Source organism: Chitinophaga sp. (assembly GCF_036566945.1).
GTDB lineage: Bacteria > Bacteroidota > Bacteroidia > Chitinophagales > Chitinophagaceae > Chitinophaga.
This window is the reverse complement of the sequence record NZ_DATCVJ010000573.1, coordinates 1-16,157: the sequence shown is the minus strand read 5'-3', so window position 1 is coordinate 16,157 and position 16,157 is coordinate 1. Positions and strand designations below refer to the sequence as shown.

Sequence of the window (16,157 nt, the reverse complement as noted above, 5' to 3'; positions counted from 1 at the left end):
TATAAACTACCTATCGACTTTTCCCAGTTGCTGCAAAAAAAAGATATGCCGGCGATTGCACTGGAAGAGTCCATTGAGCAACATATCCATCTTCTCATTACTACTGTATTGGGGGAAAATAAAGATGATGCCCAGTACGGCTGCCAGTGGTGGGACAGCGACTTTGATATCAAAGCTTCCAATAATGAAGTGAAAGAGCAGATAGAAAGTGCCGTCAAAGCATCCATTGTGCGCTATGAAAAAAGAATAACACAGATAAGGGTCGTGGCCGCTGTAAATCAGGAAGAGCTGCTGCTCCCGGCCACCCGCAAGATGAAGAAGAAGATCCGTGTAACGGTTTCCGGCACCGTTGCCAAAAACAACAGCCCTTTCCAATACAGCAGCTTCTTCTACATCAGCCCATTGTCTTATGATTGATCATTTGTTTATTAACACCACCCATGAAAGAAAAAAAAGAACGCATAAAAGACAGGATGCTGAAAACCGCTGCCCGCCTCTGGGGATATCCGGATGCGGAAGTGGAAACCTCCTTTGACCCGGTAGTACAATTGCTGCTGGAAGCCTGCGCCAGTGAGCTGGAAAAAATTTCAGGCGAGGTGGATGTATCGCATGCACGACTGGTAGAAAGACTGGCCCAGATCATGATGCCGGAGCCTATCACCAGCAGCCAGCCTGCCTACGGCATCCTGCATGCCATGGCCACTGAGCCCGTAGCCGATATTCATGCCGACCATCAGTTCTATCATCATACCAAAACCGGTACACATACCCGCGATCTTTTCTTTTCACCTGTCACCAGTCATCGCCTGTTCCGCGGTCAGGTGCAGTACCTTGCTATTGGGAACAAGCTATACGAAACACGTGATAACTGGTTCAAAGAACAGATCCTGCAAGGGCAAACCTTTCCGGACATGGCTCCCAATCATTTGTGGATAGGACTTTCCATGGAAGATGTGGCGCATTCCTGGGAAGGCATGTCATTCTTCTTTGATCTTCGTAGTGCCCACCAACAGGAAATGTTTTATCACTACCTGCCGCTGGCCAGGGTATTTATTAACGACGTGGAGATAGCAGTAAAAGGTGGATACCACCACAGCCGCAGCGCCGCAGAAGAGGACGTAGACAGCATGATACAGGTAGCCGTGAATAACAATGCCCGTTATAGTCAGCATATTTTGCAGCGTTTCCGGCGACACTTCCTCACTATCACCGATGCGCCCACTACTACCGGCAGCAGTATCCCCGAGCCACTGCACCGCATTTTCGGACAAGATAGCCATCGCCTGAATAAAGACCTGCACTGGCTGCGCATAGAATTTCCCGAAGCACTGCACCATACCCTGCTGGAAGATTTGTATTGCAGCATCAACTGCTTTCCCGTAATCAACAAAAAAAATAACGAGCAGTCCATGAAACTGAATCGTTACCTGAATATCATTCCCATGCAAACACCGGATATCTTTTTTGATATCAAGCGGGTGTATGATCTGGAAGGCACCGACTACTACGTACGCAACTTCTCCACTGCCGGACAAATGCAGGAGGGCGAACTGGTGATCCGCAGCAGTGGCATTGGCCGCTTCGATACCCGTGAAGCCAAAGAAGTCATTGCCTACCTGGTAGAAGTGATCAGGGATGAAAGCTCCCTGTTTGAAGAAGTGAAGAACGACTACGTCACCAACCGGATGCGGGAATTACATCAGCTGATTGCTTCCCTGGAAGAACAGCTGCAACCGGGCGCCAACAAAGGAAATATTCCCTACGTAATGGTGAAGCCCAAAGAAAATGCGGAATATATCTTCATAGAATTTTATTCCACCAACGGCTCGGCTGCCAATAATATCCGTATGGGTACCCGGCTGCTGGAGTATGGCAGCATCAACGCCCGGCCTAACAGTATTACTTTACTCACCAATACACAAGGAGGAAAAGACCGGTTGAATATTGATGAAAAAATAAATCTCTACCGTTCGCATTTACTATCTCACAATCGTATTGTTACGCCGGAAGATATCAAAGCGCTGTGCCGGACTATTTTTGGGAATGAAATGAAAGCGGCTGTGGTGGCAAAAGGAATTGCGCTGCAACCCGGAAGTGGCGCCGGCTATAGCCGTACGCTCGATATTCGCATTACACTGCAGCATGCTACAGAGCGATATCCTGCCGCCAATCTTCACTACATGAAAGAGGAGTTGCTGTTGCAGCTGGAGGAAAAATCCAGTAATACTTTTCCTTACCGGGTATTTGTGAATGAAGTACCTATTTGATATCAGGTATTTATCCGAAAGTAATTCACAGCGATGAATTACTTTCGGGGGATGCTTTTTTGCCAATGCTGTTGGCATGTTGCCCATTGGCGCACATGAGCAAAGTCCTCCTGCAATGCACCATGCCATTCACCAACTATCGCAACGCTACCGCATGCTCCGTCGACCTATTCACCAACCCCACATTTTTATTATCGCCGGCACTACGCAACTGCACGGCTCCGCCGGTTTTCAATAACCCGGCTGGCACTCCTTTCTTCCCGTCTGCTGCGTAAAGCACAATGGTGTTACCAAAGCCGAGGTCTACGTATATGCGGCTGCTCACCAGCCAGCCTTTACCGGAAATACTGGAGTTTTTGCGTATATACACGCCGTTAGCCTGCAGGTCGTCCAACAGCTGAATGCTGATCAGTTGTCCATCTTCGAAACTGCTGTTATTTTGCAGGCGCGCGGCATACACCGTGGCAGCGGGTCTGTTGGGCGTTGGTTTACCAACTGCGATGCGGATGGTATTAAATTCTTTGTCGTTGTTTTTACTAACGGGTGCCGGTGTAGCGAATACAGATCCGTTGCTGGTATTTTTGCTGAATACGTTATAGCCAAAGCCCGGCATATATAGTTCGGGGCTTTCAAAAAGCTGTTTGATCGCAATGATCTTGTAGATATACTGCGCGGTTTCGTTATTGAGCAGCAGTTGGTAATAGTCGCTGCTCCCCTGCCGTTTTATATTTTTGGAGATGTTGCCCGAGCCGGCGTTGTATGCTGCGGCGGCCAGTGTCCAGGAGTTCAGCTGATCATGTAGCAGGCGTATCAGTTTACAGGCAGCATGTGTTGCTTTAATCAGGTGATTGCGTTCATCGTATCCGGCGCTTACGGTTAAGCCAAGTTCGGCCGCGGTGCCTGGCATAATTTGCCATACGCCCTGTGCTCCCACCGGTGAAGTAGCATTACTCAATCCGCTTTCTACAATGGGCAGATATTTGAAATCCAGCGGCACGTTATATTGCTGCAGAATGGGTTCAATGATGGGGAAATATTGTTCCGCCTTTAGTCGCAGGGAGGGCAGATAGCCCTGATAGCGCAGGTTACGCTTAATCACATCCATGAGCCGATAGGAAACAAAGTCCCGTTCCATTGGCACCACTTCACCACAGAAATCTACCTGTTGCGCGATTCCCGAATGGGTGAGCAACAGGCATAACAGCACCGTTAATACAAAGCGTATCCTCATTGTTTGGCGAGCATGTATCTGGGAAGGACTGTTACCGGCACATATAATACCACCTGTTGTTTCCCTTCGGTTGTTTGAAGCACAATAATTACTTCATCGTCTTTCCTGAACTGTTTGGAAGGTACTACATATACCTCGCTGACTTCTTCTTTAGGCGCGATGGTAGCAGGTCCTTTTTTGTAAAGGATTGGCATGGTATGCAGCAGAGAAGTATCTTTTTTCTCTTTATGAATGAGGCTGGCCTTCACAATTTCAAACGGTTCCTTTCCTTTGTTGCGGATACGGAAGCAGAAGTAATTCATGTTGCTCAGCGTCATCGCCTGCGCATAACCTACGCTGATGCCATCCACTTTCACTTCGTACTGGTGGTTTACCTTATGATCCTTTCCAAAGTCCTCCGCGATTTTGCCAACGGTCACCGTATCTACGCTGATGAGGTTTCCACCTTCTTCCGGTAAATTCGACAGCTGGTCTTCCGTGATTCTTTGTCCGTTGCCGGGACGTGGCGCCTGCGGCGTAGCTTCCGGTGTGGTAAATGCGTCGGAGGTTTTAGACTTTCCGGACAGTGTGTATTTCAATCGCGACAGATCTGCCTTATCGCGATAGGCAATGATCATGTAATGAATATTTTCGCCTTCCCTGACAATCAGATTGGTAGGATGCGGCGCGGCGGTAATGGGGCGCAGGAACACCATGTTACCATCCACGATGCGATAATCATAATCTGTATTTTTTCCGTCGCCAATCTGGAAAGTACTGATGGGGGCACCGGAGGTAATGAGGGTCACCGCACCTTTGGTGGTCAGGATACTATCTGTACCCGTCTGGCCTTTTACGGACAACCCGGCACTGGTGATTAACAAACAAAGCAGTAAACTGCACAACACTCGTTTCATCTTTAGGTCAGCTTTTACCTTTAAAAAATGTAGGGGTTTTTCGGGCAGTCAGCTTTCAGGCAGATACCGGCACTCAATAAAGCACCGTTAAAGCCCCAAAGCTGACCCCTGAGCACTATTTTCCGTCCTGTTCGTAGGTAGTATCCCAATCCGTAGCTTCATCGCCTTTTTGGCCCTCCATTTTGATCAGGAAGTTCTTGGCGGGGAAGTAAGGTTTCAAATGAATATCCAGGTGGATCCGGTCTTTCTGAATCGGATCCTGCTCAAAGCGGCGGATGTTAAAGTCTTCAATCAGTTTATCCGGACCGGTGATACCATCCAGGAAGCGGATAATCTGCTTCATCAGGTCCTTGCGTGTATTGGCATTGAAGTTTTCGAAAGCACGGCGGTTCAGGAAGTCCATCAGCACTTTGGTAACGAAATCGAATACACGCACTACAGAATAGGTTTGCAGGCCCAGGTTATCGCCGTTGAACAACGTTTTGGCGCTGAAGGCCATCACTTTTCCGTATTCTTTCACCATGGGTACCAGGCCCATTTTCTCCAGACTGGCGATTTCACTTTTCTTCAGTTCAAATTTCACCCCGTCCACTTCGTTCATGCCACCAAATTTTTTACCGGCTGTTACCTGTGACATGAGGGTTTTGTATATCTTACCCGCCAATGCGCCGGAAGGCGGTACATAGAGGTGCTCCTGCTCTCCTACTTCATCAAACTTGCCCCGGCCTACCAGCCAGTTGCAGGACATGATAACATTGGAGCGATGGATTTCACCTCCGGTAAGATTGGCCAGCTCAAACATTTCCATCACATCATCCGGGGCATCCAGGTGCGCGAAGTCTGTTACCAGCATGGCTTTATTTTCATGGGCAATCTTCGCCCATTTTTCAATCACTTTATTGGAACCCAGGTAGCCCGGGATCACGAGCAGACTGTAATTGGTCCGCAGGTCGAGGCGGTCGTAGTTGCTCACCAGCTCATTGTTGACCGCATCAATAAACCGGGTGTTATCCAGGTCTTTCAGCTGCTCCAGTTCCACGTTGATAAAGGAAATATTCTTTACTTTATCTGACTCCGTATTTTTGAAGAAGAGGGCTACGTTGCGGTAAGACTGCTCCAGTTCACGGGTGGAGTCTACCGCTTCTCCCAGGTTGGTGGACAATACTTTTCCGGCTTCTTCTGCATGGGCAGCGCAGTAGTCTACCATTTCGGGCAGCTCCGTTGTTTCAGACAAAACTTTTTCCCAGAGGGACAGTACTTTTTTCAGTTTTTCTCTTTCTGTTTTTTTACCGGCTTCGGTTAAAAAAATATTCCGGCGCGCCTTACGATCGGGATTCAGGTTTTGTGCACCTTCTACGGTACCTTCCAACAGGTCGAAGCCACCATACTTTGCCAGATCTTCAATACTTTCGCTGAGGTTAACTTCCTGCTGTGAAGACCGGCCATCATTTTGCAGCTCCTGGTTTTTCTGTAATTCTGCCATAATCAGTGAGGTTATGTTCCTGAATAGGGGAACAGTTAATTATTTGGTATTAAGGTCGTTCATCATGCCACGAATGGCGCCCAATATTGCTTTGCGGGCATCCGGATCGGCCAGCGCTGATTTCAGAATTTTATTCGTTTTCAGCTGCTTCATAATTTTCAGGTATTGTTCCTTTTCCGTAGCCAGATCGTTGAGAAAAGCGCTTTGCTCTGTAATACCTTTAATGCCGAAATCTCCCAGGTGATGAAACTGTAGTTTTTCTGGTACCGTGCGACCTTCTGCATCGTGGAAACTTACGTTCACGGCTGGTTTGAAGTGTTCAAAAACAGCTTCCACGGAAGTAAGCCCTTCCACTATTTCAGGTTTAACAGGTGTTTGCTGGGTTAACTTCTCCGCAAACAAAGTACGGTTATGTGAGATTTCCGCGATGGCTTCGTTGGCGTCCAGCTTTACTTCTGTGCCGCCAATTCCGTAGTTGTCATTCATTTGAGATAAAATTTAGAATTTTGGAATCTGACAATCATCCATTTATTGTCCAGTCTAACTGTTCATCTTTTATATCCAGCGATACGGCCATATCTTTTCGCAGGCTACCATCTATGATCATACGCGACAATGGTTTGCGCAGCTGACCACGGATCACTTCCCGCAGCGGGCGGGCGCCATACTGAGGAGAGTATCCCATCAGCGCGAGCTGCCGGCGGGCGGCTGCAGATACGGTTAAGCTGATTTCCTGTTGCTGCAATAACTGCAACAAATGTTGCAAATGAATATCAAAAATTTTCTCCACGTTCGATTGCTGAATAGGCCCGAAGGGAACGATCTCTGTGAGCCTGCCCAGGAATTCCGGTCTGAAATGCCGCGCCATCAGCTCCATCAGCTGTTGCGAAGTGGGGATCACATTTTCCTGGAAAGACCTGGTGATGGCTTCGCTGCCGATGTTGGAAGTAAACAACACCAGCGCATTGGAGAAGTCGCCTGTTTTCCCTAACCGGTCGTGCAGCTTTCCTTCATCCATGATCTGTAAAAAAATATCGAATACGGAAGGATGTGCTTTTTCAATTTCATCAAACAGCACTACTGCGTAGGGCTGTTGCCGTATTTTGTTGACCAGCAGTCCGCCTTCTTCATATCCAACATATCCGGGAGGGGCGCCATACAGCAGGGCTGCGGCGTGCTCCTCTTTAAATTCCGACATATCGAATCGAATCATGGAGCGTTCATCCTGGAACAGGAAGTCGGCCAATGATTTTGCCAGTTCTGTTTTACCGGTACCGGTGGGTCCCAGAAAAAAGAAGGAGCCAATGGGTTGTCCGGGTCTGCTAAGGCCGGATCGGGATTCCAGTATAGCATCTGCTACAGCTTTGAGTGCATGGTCCTGCCCTACTACACGTTTACGCAGTTGCTGTTCCATGTTCACCAGTCGTTCTCTTTCCTGTGACTGTACTTTTCCCAAAGGGATACCGGTGATCCCGGCTATCATGGTGGCCAGATCTACGGAAACTACTGCTTCCTGTGGTGTGGCTGTGATCATCGTTAATTGTTCCAGCAACTGTTGCAGATAAACTTGTATATCCGCCAATGCCGTCATTTTATGAACATCCTGCGAAGCGTGCAGGCGGGCCGTCAGCAGGGTACCTAAGCGTGCCGTCATTTGCTGATAAAACCATTGCAGATCAGCCACTTGTAAGGATTCCTCACTATTAATAGTGTCAAATTCTGCCTGTAAAGTTTGTAATAGCATTGCGCTGGTATCCTGCATAGCGCGTATAGCCGCCATGGTCCTGTCCAGCAGGTTAATAGCACTGTCCGGCAGGCATCTTTCTTTCAGATATCGGCGCGACAGGCGGATGGCTTCGTGTATACTTTCAGGTGATACTTTAAGTTGATAGAAATTTTCATATACGGGAACAACGGCGCGCATCATGCGGCCGGCCAGTACTTCATCGGGTTCTGCCAGTGTGATGGTTTCGAACCGATGCCGCAGGATGGCGTCCGGCTCTATGAGTTTCCGAAATCCTTCGGGCGTAGTGGTACCAATGAGAATAATTTCACCTTGTCCCAGCGCGGCTTTGATCACATTGGCCATGCCGCCGCCGGATTGTTTATCGAGTAAGCTGTGAAGATTATCAATAAAAAGTATATGCCTGCCCGTTTGTTTGAGTTGCTGTATGATTTGCAGCAGGCGGTCTTCCAGTTCGTTTTTATAAGCAGCCCCTGCTATAAATGCACCGTAGTCGAGGGCGTATATGTCCGACGCCTGCAATTGTAACGGTACTTGTTTTTGTACAATGGCGCGGGCAAGTCCTTCTACCAATACGGTTTTACCTACCCCTCCTTCTCCAATCACCAATACACTGGCGCGGTCTTTACGTGTAAGCATTTCCGTGATAGCCCTGATTTCGCCATCACGGCCAATTACCGGATGAAAGGTTTTCAACAGCTGGGGATCGGTCATCCGATATACATATTTCAGACCACCGGGTTTTATCCGGTTGTCTGCGCCATTATCCTTCCGGGGCTCTTTGCCGCTTTTTCCTGCAGCCTTTAATTGCTCTCTTGTAAAGGGAAATGTTTTTAGTTGTTCATAAGAAAAACCTACACCGGGTGTACACAGTGCAATGAGCAGGCTCCACGCATCCGCATCTCCATGGTCGTTGTCTGTTGCGATGCTGATGGCTTCCTGCAATACTGCTGCAGCCGCGTCATCGGGCTCCGGATCATCTGGCACCCGTGCTCCTCTGGGCATCTCATCCAGTCTCACTTCCGCCCATTCTTCCAGGTAGTATACATCCAGGTTCATTTGATGCAATTCGGATACCAGCCCTGTTTCTCTATGCAAACAGGCGCGCAATAAGTGCGCAGGTGTATACTGCGGATGGTGATAATCTTTTGCAATGGCTGTTGCTATCTTGATGGCAGATTGCAATGCAGGGCCGAATATGGTCAATGTTGACAGGGTCATTTGGATGATGCCAGGTTTTTCAGAAATTAAGTTAACAATTACTATTTGGGTGCCCCTCTTAGGAAGCAAAGTAAAGATACAGCGAAAACATATACGTAGAATTCAATCTTAAAAAAAACCATTCATACAGCGAACTTTCTGCGCTAAACCAGATATTATACGTATTTACCTCTGGCTATAACATAATACTACAAAGGGTTACAACGAATATAAAAAATATCGAAACATATTATTTAAATTTTATTTTCGACACATCATCCATTAAAAAAAAATAAAAACTGACACGAAACTATTGGGAGGATGTCTACCTATTAAATATGATACAGCGATATCCATCTCCCGAAAAATAATTACTCAGGATCGGGAAAATGCATTTGTTGTCCAGATGCCCCGGTTACCCTGCAGGTCTTCTGCCAATTGTAACAGTGAAACAAAGTCGAGATAGAAATTCTTCAGCATCTGCCGATCGTGAAGTGATTTATGCAGGGTGGTTTCAAAATAATCCATTCCATGTCCGATACCGATGTAGATACGGTTATGGCGAAAAGAAATAAACAATTTAGCCCCGCTTCTTTCCTGGAGCTGGATAATTTTCCCCATCAATAGCGGCGTAAGCATTTGCTGGGCCTCGTTTGTATCGGGTGAATACACCATGAACAATTTATTGAAGGCAGCATCTGCCGGCAGCACTTTTTTACCGAGATCCCAGGTTTGAATAAATCCGCTGTCGGCGGCGGAACTGGAAAACAGGTTTTCCATATTCCCGCTGCGGGAAAGAATATATACGGGAGTGCTAAAATAGCGCGGGAACTGACCAATAAAATAGCTGCCGTAAAAAACCGTATCCGGGCCTTGTCCGCGTACCGTTACCAATGGCATATGCCATACCTGCAGGTCGCAGAACTGGAAATTCATATCCCCTATTTTACCATATACCTGATCGTTGCCGCTGATGCGATAATCTTTTTTGGCAAACAGTCCGCTTTCGGTAAACTCCTCATAGCTGGCATAGTTGAGTGGCTGGTAAGTATATGCCGGGTTGATAAAACCAATGACCGGCTTTACAATCCTGTTTTTAAAATCATGCTGAAAATCCACGGCATTATCCATTCCTTTTCTTCTCATCATAAAATATCGAATGACATAACTACCCAGTGTGAACAGTAACACAATACCTGCTATCAGGAAGACCTGATTACCAGCGCCCATATTAGCGGTCGTTTCCCGGGAAAACCGGATGAGAAAAAAAATAAACACCCCAAACGGAATCAGGCTGGCGGCCCACATCCAGCGCATCCAGTTGCGACCGGCTATACGTTGTTGTTCCATGGCCAGCAGCTCATGACTAAGCTGCTGGTCCAGGAAGACTTCAAATTCTTCCAATGTTTTCATGACGATTCATTATCAGTTAGAAGACCAATTAGCAGAAGAGCCACCGATAGAGCTGGCGGACATATCCCGTCCCTGCTGACTGATCAGTGCTTTGAATGGCTGCACGTTTTCGGCGGACAAAGGCAGTTTGAAAAAAGAACGGCTTTGTCCCAGTTTCACATGTGCATATTCCATCGGAAACAGTCGCAGCCGGATAATACGCAGTGGCAGCGTGAGTTTATAATCCGTATAGGTATCCACGTTATTAACAGATTCCCCTTTTTCCAGACGGGTTACGAAATCATGAATTTTGTCAGGACGTTTTTGGGCCTGATATAGCATCACGAGATATGGAATCAATACGCCTACCGGTAAAAACAATAGTATAAACAGTACGCCGGTGGGTGTTTCACTGCTTTTTCCGGCAAAAATAGTATAGCCAATCAGGCCAAAAACAAGTATGGCTAAAATTTCTGCGGTAATAAGGGCATTGATGGTTTGTTTTTTATCCTTTTCATGGATGTTAAGTAAGATTGCTTTCAGTTCGGAGAGGTTATTCATTTGATATGTTGTTTAGGAATATAGATTTATCTCATTTGGATATGAGTTTGTAAAAATTACTAATAGCGAGATAAAAGCCCGACAAGGCTATCAACGCATAAGCGGAAATCAGCGCCCAGATACTTTCTCCCGTTACTTTATAAATCAGCATTTCAATTTTGGTAATGTCAACACTATCGTCGATGGGGCTATGAAATTGTTTATAACGGTAGAAGATAAGCGCTACACCAGCCATGCCAAGTAACAAACCAACGATCACACTTCCCCAGGAGGGCGCATCTTCGTCATCCGGAGATTTCTCTTCCTCGTTGGGGGAATTTTTTAAATTGCTCATCAGGATGTGATGGTTAAGGGTTATTGAATCAGGGCTATATTCACACAACTTATCCGATCTGTTTCTCCGAGGTTAACCGATTTGAAACTGAATCTTTCACTCCGCTAAAATAAATGAAAAAGAGAGAAAACACAAAACGCAAATATCAAATGATATTTACTTCCGGCGGATGTACGTATTCTTCCCAGGCGGCCTCTGCTTCCGCGGTGGTGATATCGCCGCTATATACCATCACGCGATATTTCAGCTGATAGCGTGCGCCCGGATAGAGTTGCCATGATTTCATGCGGGTAGGTGTATAGTTAAACATCAGTTCTCCGCCTTCCATATTTTCCGGCCATACGCGCAGGGGTTCGGGTGAGTCAAAATTATCGGGATAGTTCATGATCAGCATTCCTGCCTTTCCTTTTGCTGTGGTGCCGGATATTTTTACCCAGCGGGCACGGGTGCTGTCGGCGTCTTTACGGGTTTTACCTTCAGAAGTTAATACCTGGCTGGTTTGCGCGGTAAACTCCGGTGTAGTTCTTAATCCGAAACCGCCACCATAACGATATTGCAGCAGCGTAATGCCGTTGGGTGTAGCTGGCGCAAAAGTGGAAGTAAAATCCCACTGCCGGCGGGAGCCATCCTGTGTAGCAGGATAAGCCTGTACCAGCCACGTTTCACTGATGGCTGTTTTTTCGGTCCCATCTTTCAAAAAAGCAATATGGTCCTGTGCGGCGCTGAAGCCACACCATACGTTGCCGGAAAGCGTTTCCAGCTGCCCGTTGAAACGTACTTTTCCTTCTTTTTTCTGTACATTCCAGAAATCTGTTTCTCTTCCTTCAAACAGTGTATGTGTCCACGGATTCCAGATGCCCATATGGTGCAGGTGTCCGGCATTGGGAAAGATGTTGGTCAGCACTACCCCATTAGGCGCCCAGAGCGGATGAATAAAACCACTACGGCTATAAACCGTATCGGCGCCTGCGGGAGCTGCCACCGTTTTAAAATTATACTGAAGAATGGGTTGCTGATGTTCTTCCAGCAGCAGATGCCCATCTGCTAACACTGTTTTCATGGATGGATTGGTCACCGGTACTCCTTTTATCAGCTCGTACTTCCGTTCTGTGCCTGCCGGGGTTATGCCTTCCATAATCCAGCAGAGCTGTCCCTTGTATACATTAACGGCAACGGGTATACGTTTTCCATGGCTAACCTCTTCCATGCTCACCGGCACGTTGGCGGCCGCAGGGGGCAATGTCGTATATACGATACTGTTATTTCTGCTGATAGTACCTGCTTTTACAACAAAGCCGGCAATTACCTGTGCGTGAACCTGGGTAACGAGGAGGATCAGTAGGATAGATAACCCGTGGATTTTTTTCATAAACTGCTGCATAGATTCCCAGAAAAATACGGTTTACTTTTTCACTATGCAAATACCCTGCGTAGAGAAATGATAATATTGTTGCAGTGTGGGTAGCTTATTAGCTTTTAATTCAATATTTTTGAAAGCTTAATAAGGATACTATGGCATCCCCAAATACGAATATGCTGACTACCAAACTCATAATAACCAATAAAACCGCCCTACAACAAAAATACGGCGACAGTCATCAGCTCATCCTGGATGATTTGGGTGCGTTGCAGATTTATGATAACGGCAGACACCTGGATGCGCACATCGTTTTTATTGACGACACAGTGCAAATGCAGGCATGTCAGGCGGCGGCGGTAACAGATGCCACAGACGACGCGCAGAACAAGAAAGCGATAGATGATTTATACCGGTTCTTTTCACCGGGATATATATTGCTGGTGGGGGCACAGGACATTATCCCGTTCCAGCGTTTAAAAAATTTATTACCGGGCGACAATGATCCTGACGGGAATATTCCCAGTGACCTGCCTTACGCCTGTGACACGCCTTATGATGCCGATCCGGGAAAATTTATTTCCCCGACCCGGGTAGTGGGGCGGCTGCCGGATATCCCCGCTGTGGGCGATACCAGCTATTTACATACCCTGATTACGAATATTATTGAAGCGGCACCGGCACAGCAAAGCGATTATCTCCCTTACTTCTCGCTCAGCACCGTTGACTGGCAGGACTCTACGCAGAATAGTCTCCGGAATATTTTCGGGAATCACAACAGTTTGCTGTTGTTTCCGGGAGATGAGAACCTAACCGGTACTAACTGGACTGCAGACCAATTGCAGGCCAAAACGCATTTTATCAACTGTCATGGCGCTATTTATAATCCTGCCTACTACGGACAGAAAGCCACGGATTTTCCGCTGGCACTCAGATCAGATGTCCTGAAAGATAAAATTACGCATGGTACCATCGTAGCAGCAGAATGCTGTTACGGCGGACAACTGTTTGATCCGAAGAAAAACAGCGCTAAAAGGATCAGTATGGCCAACAGCTATCTGCTGAATGATGCACTGGCTTTTGTAGGCAGCTCCAACATTGCCTATGGCCCACCCACCGGACAGGGATTAGCGGATCTGCTGACGCAGTATTTCGTGATCAATGTATTGAATGGTGCTTCGACCGGCAGGGCACTACTGGAAGCCAGACAACGGTTCCTGAATGAAATGGGGCCTACCCTGGATCCCTATGAATTGAAAACAGCGGCGCAGTTTTACCTGCTCGGTGATCCCTCCTGGCAACCGGTGATCAACGACAAAGATCCCAGTGCCACCGGGGCGGAACAAGCTTTTGTCAATACCGTACAAAACCGTCGCGATAACCTGGAAGCCCGGGGCAAAATGCTGGACGACTTTATCGCCGTGCCACATCCTTCTGATGGCTCCCATGCTACAGATCCGGCCCTGCATACCGCCATGCACCTGTTGCTGGACGAAAAAAACTTTGCAAAAAACCGTGACCCAAAGATTTTTGTAAACAGGAAAAATAGTCCCACAGGCAAAGAAGATATCAATGGCGCCATGCCATCTGTAAAATTTCACGTATTTTCGGAATCTGCCACCATTGGGGAAATACCTTTAACCAAGGTCATTGTGGTGAAAGAAAAAAATAATCAAATACTGGGGTATCGTGAATATGTCAGCAGATAAAACCAACAGGGACAAAAACAGTCCCTTTATTACGCTCACCGGACGCCTGGTGCTGCGCACATTTGGCAAACACAGTAAAAGTGAACACCTCGGCGTATTTCTGGTAACAGATCAGGGCGACTACCTGATACGTCCTGCCGGCGCTAATCCATTTATGCAAAATCCCCTGATGCCATTGGCCGGCAAAATGATTGTGGCCACCGGCTGTATTGAGGACTATGTATTTCTGGCCCAAACCTGGAAGGAGGAAGAATAGCCATGCGGATGTGAATACGCCTTGCCCTAACCTGAATACGCCAACACATTGCTGGTAACGGCATTGTTCCCTGCCCCATCATGCAAGCAACAACTAACTGTAACAGATATATGATTTTTTATTATTTTGTTGTTTCAACGTAATCCGCTGATGTTGCGGGCACGCGAACGGCCAAATGTTTACCTATGAATTTAGATGCGTTTATTAACCACCTTGTACGCGAAGGACAAGTAACTGTAGTCAATCAAATTATCCCTTTTACATCACAGGAATTACAGGACACCCAAACGATACTGGCGGCTTATTACCAAAACGATATACTGGAAATACCCGGTACTGCGCCGGCTTTCGACGCTGATGCCGCCCTTTGGGCAGCCGGATATATTTACAGAATAGTACAACTCACCATGCTCAGGGAAGCGGAGAAACAAGACATTATAGACTGGCTTATTCCTTATCCTTTTCCAGCTACGGCAGCCAATATTTACAGTGCAGACCTCTGTTTGCGATACCTGCCGGACCTGCTAAGTCTTAGTAAGGGCATGGCGCCGGATGCCCCACTGGTACAACACATCAGGGAAATTGCTATGCAATGGCCTTTTTCTTCTACAGGTATGAACCTGCCCGCTACCGGAGATATTGCTGCAATCATCGCATCGCCCCCTTTACTGCAAACATATGCCGACAGAATTATTGCCACCCGTGATCAGAACAGGTGCAACGTGCCGGCCGTAGCAGCCATCGTTACCACTTCACTTGGTAACTATGCGGGCATCCTCTGGCCGGATTATAAAACGAATTAACTACCTCATATCCTGTTAAAGGAAATGACGCCACCACTAATCAGCGGCGTAATACGGCGCCGGTGCCCGGCCCATGTGCATACACAATATGTCCGTTTTCCATGGTAATACCGGTAGCGGTATCTTCTGCCAGCAGCAGCGGACCGTCCATGTCCACATAATCCAGCAATGGCAGCAGGTGCGCTACCGCAGAGGTGCCCACGGTGCTTTCGTTCATGCTGCCCGTCATTACCTTCATACCGGCACGTTTTGCAGCGGCTATCATGCGCAGTGCAGGTGTGATGCCCCCGCATTTGGTTAGTTTGATATTAATGCCGTGAAAATAGCCCTGGCATTGGGCTACATCCTGCTCCACAATACAGCTTTCATCTGCTATCACTGGCAATACCACCTGTTCATATACCTGTTTCATGCCTTCTTTATCGGCCGCCGGCATGGGTTGTTCAATAAATTCCACGCCGAGCGCCTTCAATGCGACGGCATTGCGCAGCGTTTCATCTACGCCCCAGGCACAGTTGGCATCTACCCGGAAAACCGCGTCTGTATGCTTTCTCAGCTCCGTAATGATGGCAATATCTTCTTTCGTACCCAACTTAATTTTATAAATGGGCCATGGAAATTCTTTCAGTTTACGGACCATATTTTCAACGGTGTCGATACCAATGGTGTAATCAGTTAACGGATTATGGGAAATGTCCAGCCCCCACACTTCGTACAGCTTTTGGTGCTGTTGTTTCGCGTACAGGTCCCATGCTGCAATATCCAGGGCGCATAGGGCAAACATATTGTCGTACAGCAAAGGGTACATATCCTGCCAGAAAGCGGCTGGCGTGGTCAGGTGATAATTTTCGATAAAAGCGCGATGTTGGTCGATGGCTGCCATGAGACGCGGCACCGTCATATTATAATAGGAATTATCGGCGG

General features: G+C 47.4%; 15 protein-coding genes. 5 read left to right on the top strand and 10 right to left on the bottom strand.

Annotation, left to right across the window (positions count from 1 at the left end):
* Both VIP81_RS17495 and VIP81_RS17490 read left to right on the top strand, forming a co-directional pair.
* Nucleotides 1-417: GPW/gp25 family protein (locus VIP81_RS17495; protein WP_331963708.1), on the top strand; the 417-nt coding region annotated here is incomplete at its 5' end.
* 23 nt (nt 418-440) lie between these two features.
* Nucleotides 441-2,267: a hypothetical protein gene (locus VIP81_RS17490; RefSeq protein ID WP_331963705.1), complete on the top strand. Its 1,827-nt coding sequence runs from the start codon at nt 441-443 to the stop codon at nt 2,265-2,267.
* A gap of 136 nt (nt 2,268-2,403) precedes the next feature.
* Here the strand turns inward: VIP81_RS17490 and VIP81_RS17485 are convergent, their stop codons facing one another.
* From VIP81_RS17485 to VIP81_RS17445, 9 genes are all read right to left on the bottom strand, one after another.
* Nucleotides 2,404-3,498 (bottom strand): transglycosylase SLT domain-containing protein, encoded by a 1,095-nt coding sequence (locus VIP81_RS17485; protein ID WP_331963702.1) that lies wholly within the window; start codon nt 3,496-3,498, stop codon nt 2,404-2,406.
* Nucleotides 3,495-4,394, bottom strand: a complete 900-nt coding sequence (locus VIP81_RS17480) for a hypothetical protein (RefSeq protein WP_331963699.1) — start codon at nt 4,392-4,394, stop codon at nt 3,495-3,497. Before VIP81_RS17480 ends, VIP81_RS17485 begins: the two co-directional genes overlap by 4 nt.
* A 115-nt stretch (nt 4,395-4,509) precedes the next feature.
* Nucleotides 4,510-5,877 (bottom strand): DUF5458 family protein, encoded by a 1,368-nt coding sequence (locus VIP81_RS17475; protein WP_331963696.1) that lies wholly within the window; start codon nt 5,875-5,877, stop codon nt 4,510-4,512.
* A 39-nt stretch (nt 5,878-5,916) separates the two neighbouring features.
* On the bottom strand, nt 5,917-6,363 hold the full coding sequence (locus VIP81_RS17470) for a hypothetical protein (protein ID WP_331963693.1): 447 nt from the start codon (nt 6,361-6,363) through the stop codon (nt 5,917-5,919).
* Between the two features lie 34 nt (nt 6,364-6,397).
* Entirely contained in the window at nt 6,398-8,842 is a 2,445-nt protein-coding gene (locus VIP81_RS17465) for an ATP-dependent Clp protease ATP-binding subunit (protein WP_331963690.1), read from the bottom strand.
* Between the two features lie 354 nt (nt 8,843-9,196).
* Nucleotides 9,197-10,234 carry a DUF3137 domain-containing protein gene (locus VIP81_RS17460; RefSeq protein WP_331963687.1) on the bottom strand — a complete coding sequence of 346 codons (1,038 nt, stop codon included), beginning with the start codon at nt 10,232-10,234 and terminating at the stop codon, nt 9,197-9,199.
* Nucleotides 10,235-10,246: 12 nt separating this feature from the next.
* A complete protein-coding gene (locus VIP81_RS17455; RefSeq protein ID WP_331963685.1) occupies nt 10,247-10,774 on the bottom strand; it encodes a hypothetical protein in 528 nt (175 codons plus the stop codon).
* 31 nt (nt 10,775-10,805) lie between these two features.
* A complete protein-coding gene (locus tag VIP81_RS17450; protein WP_331963683.1) occupies nt 10,806-11,108 on the bottom strand; it encodes a hypothetical protein in 303 nt (100 codons plus the stop codon).
* A gap of 145 nt (nt 11,109-11,253) precedes the next feature.
* Entirely contained in the window at nt 11,254-12,477 is a 1,224-nt protein-coding gene (locus VIP81_RS17445) for a PmoA family protein (protein WP_331963681.1), read from the bottom strand.
* A 143-nt stretch (nt 12,478-12,620) separates the two neighbouring features.
* On the opposite strand from VIP81_RS17445, the gene VIP81_RS17440 reads away from it, so the two are divergent.
* The 3 genes from VIP81_RS17440 to VIP81_RS17430 all read left to right on the top strand — a co-directional run bounded on the left by VIP81_RS17440 (nt 12,621) and on the right by VIP81_RS17430 (nt 15,233).
* Nucleotides 12,621-14,174 carry a hypothetical protein gene (locus VIP81_RS17440; RefSeq protein WP_331963679.1) on the top strand — a complete coding sequence of 518 codons (1,554 nt, stop codon included), beginning with the start codon at nt 12,621-12,623 and terminating at the stop codon, nt 14,172-14,174.
* Nucleotides 14,161-14,430 carry a hypothetical protein gene (locus tag VIP81_RS17435; RefSeq protein WP_331963676.1) on the top strand — a complete coding sequence of 90 codons (270 nt, stop codon included), beginning with the start codon at nt 14,161-14,163 and terminating at the stop codon, nt 14,428-14,430. The genes VIP81_RS17440 and VIP81_RS17435 overlap by 14 nt, the downstream gene beginning before the upstream one ends.
* Nucleotides 14,431-14,615: 185 nt before the next feature.
* Nucleotides 14,616-15,233: a hypothetical protein gene (locus tag VIP81_RS17430; protein ID WP_331963673.1), complete on the top strand. Its 618-nt coding sequence runs from the start codon at nt 14,616-14,618 to the stop codon at nt 15,231-15,233.
* 40 nt (nt 15,234-15,273) lie between these two features.
* Here the strand turns inward: VIP81_RS17430 and VIP81_RS17425 are convergent.
* Nucleotides 15,274-16,157 (bottom strand): dipeptide epimerase (locus VIP81_RS17425; RefSeq protein ID WP_331963670.1); only part of this gene is annotated, 884 nt, incomplete at its 5' end.

Excerpts from the sequence above, each read along its gene's own strand:
- VIP81_RS17450 (WP_331963683.1), bottom strand. The coding sequence starts at position 11,108 with ATGAGCAATTTAAAAAATTCCCCCAACGAGGAAGAGAAATCTCCGGAT.
- VIP81_RS17475 (WP_331963696.1), bottom strand. The coding sequence starts at position 5,877 with ATGGCAGAATTACAGAAAAACCAGGAGCTGCAAAATGATGGCCGGTCT.
- VIP81_RS17440 (WP_331963679.1), top strand. The coding sequence starts at position 12,621 with ATGGCATCCCCAAATACGAATATGCTGACTACCAAACTCATAATAACC.
- VIP81_RS17445 (WP_331963681.1), bottom strand. The coding sequence starts at position 12,477 with ATGAAAAAAATCCACGGGTTATCTATCCTACTGATCCTCCTCGTTACC.
- VIP81_RS17490 (WP_331963705.1), top strand. The coding sequence starts at position 441 with ATGAAAGAAAAAAAAGAACGCATAAAAGACAGGATGCTGAAAACCGCT.
- VIP81_RS17470 (WP_331963693.1), bottom strand. The coding sequence starts at position 6,363 with ATGAATGACAACTACGGAATTGGCGGCACAGAAGTAAAGCTGGACGCC.
- VIP81_RS17430 (WP_331963673.1), top strand. The coding sequence starts at position 14,616 with ATGAATTTAGATGCGTTTATTAACCACCTTGTACGCGAAGGACAAGTA.
- VIP81_RS17480 (WP_331963699.1), bottom strand. The coding sequence starts at position 4,394 with ATGAAACGAGTGTTGTGCAGTTTACTGCTTTGTTTGTTAATCACCAGT.
- VIP81_RS17455 (WP_331963685.1), bottom strand. The coding sequence starts at position 10,774 with ATGAATAACCTCTCCGAACTGAAAGCAATCTTACTTAACATCCATGAA.
- VIP81_RS17435 (WP_331963676.1), top strand. The coding sequence starts at position 14,161 with ATGTCAGCAGATAAAACCAACAGGGACAAAAACAGTCCCTTTATTACG.
- VIP81_RS17485 (WP_331963702.1), bottom strand. The coding sequence starts at position 3,498 with ATGAGGATACGCTTTGTATTAACGGTGCTGTTATGCCTGTTGCTCACC.
- VIP81_RS17465 (WP_331963690.1), bottom strand. The coding sequence starts at position 8,842 with ATGACCCTGTCAACATTGACCATATTCGGCCCTGCATTGCAATCTGCC.
- VIP81_RS17460 (WP_331963687.1), bottom strand. The coding sequence starts at position 10,234 with ATGAAAACATTGGAAGAATTTGAAGTCTTCCTGGACCAGCAGCTTAGT.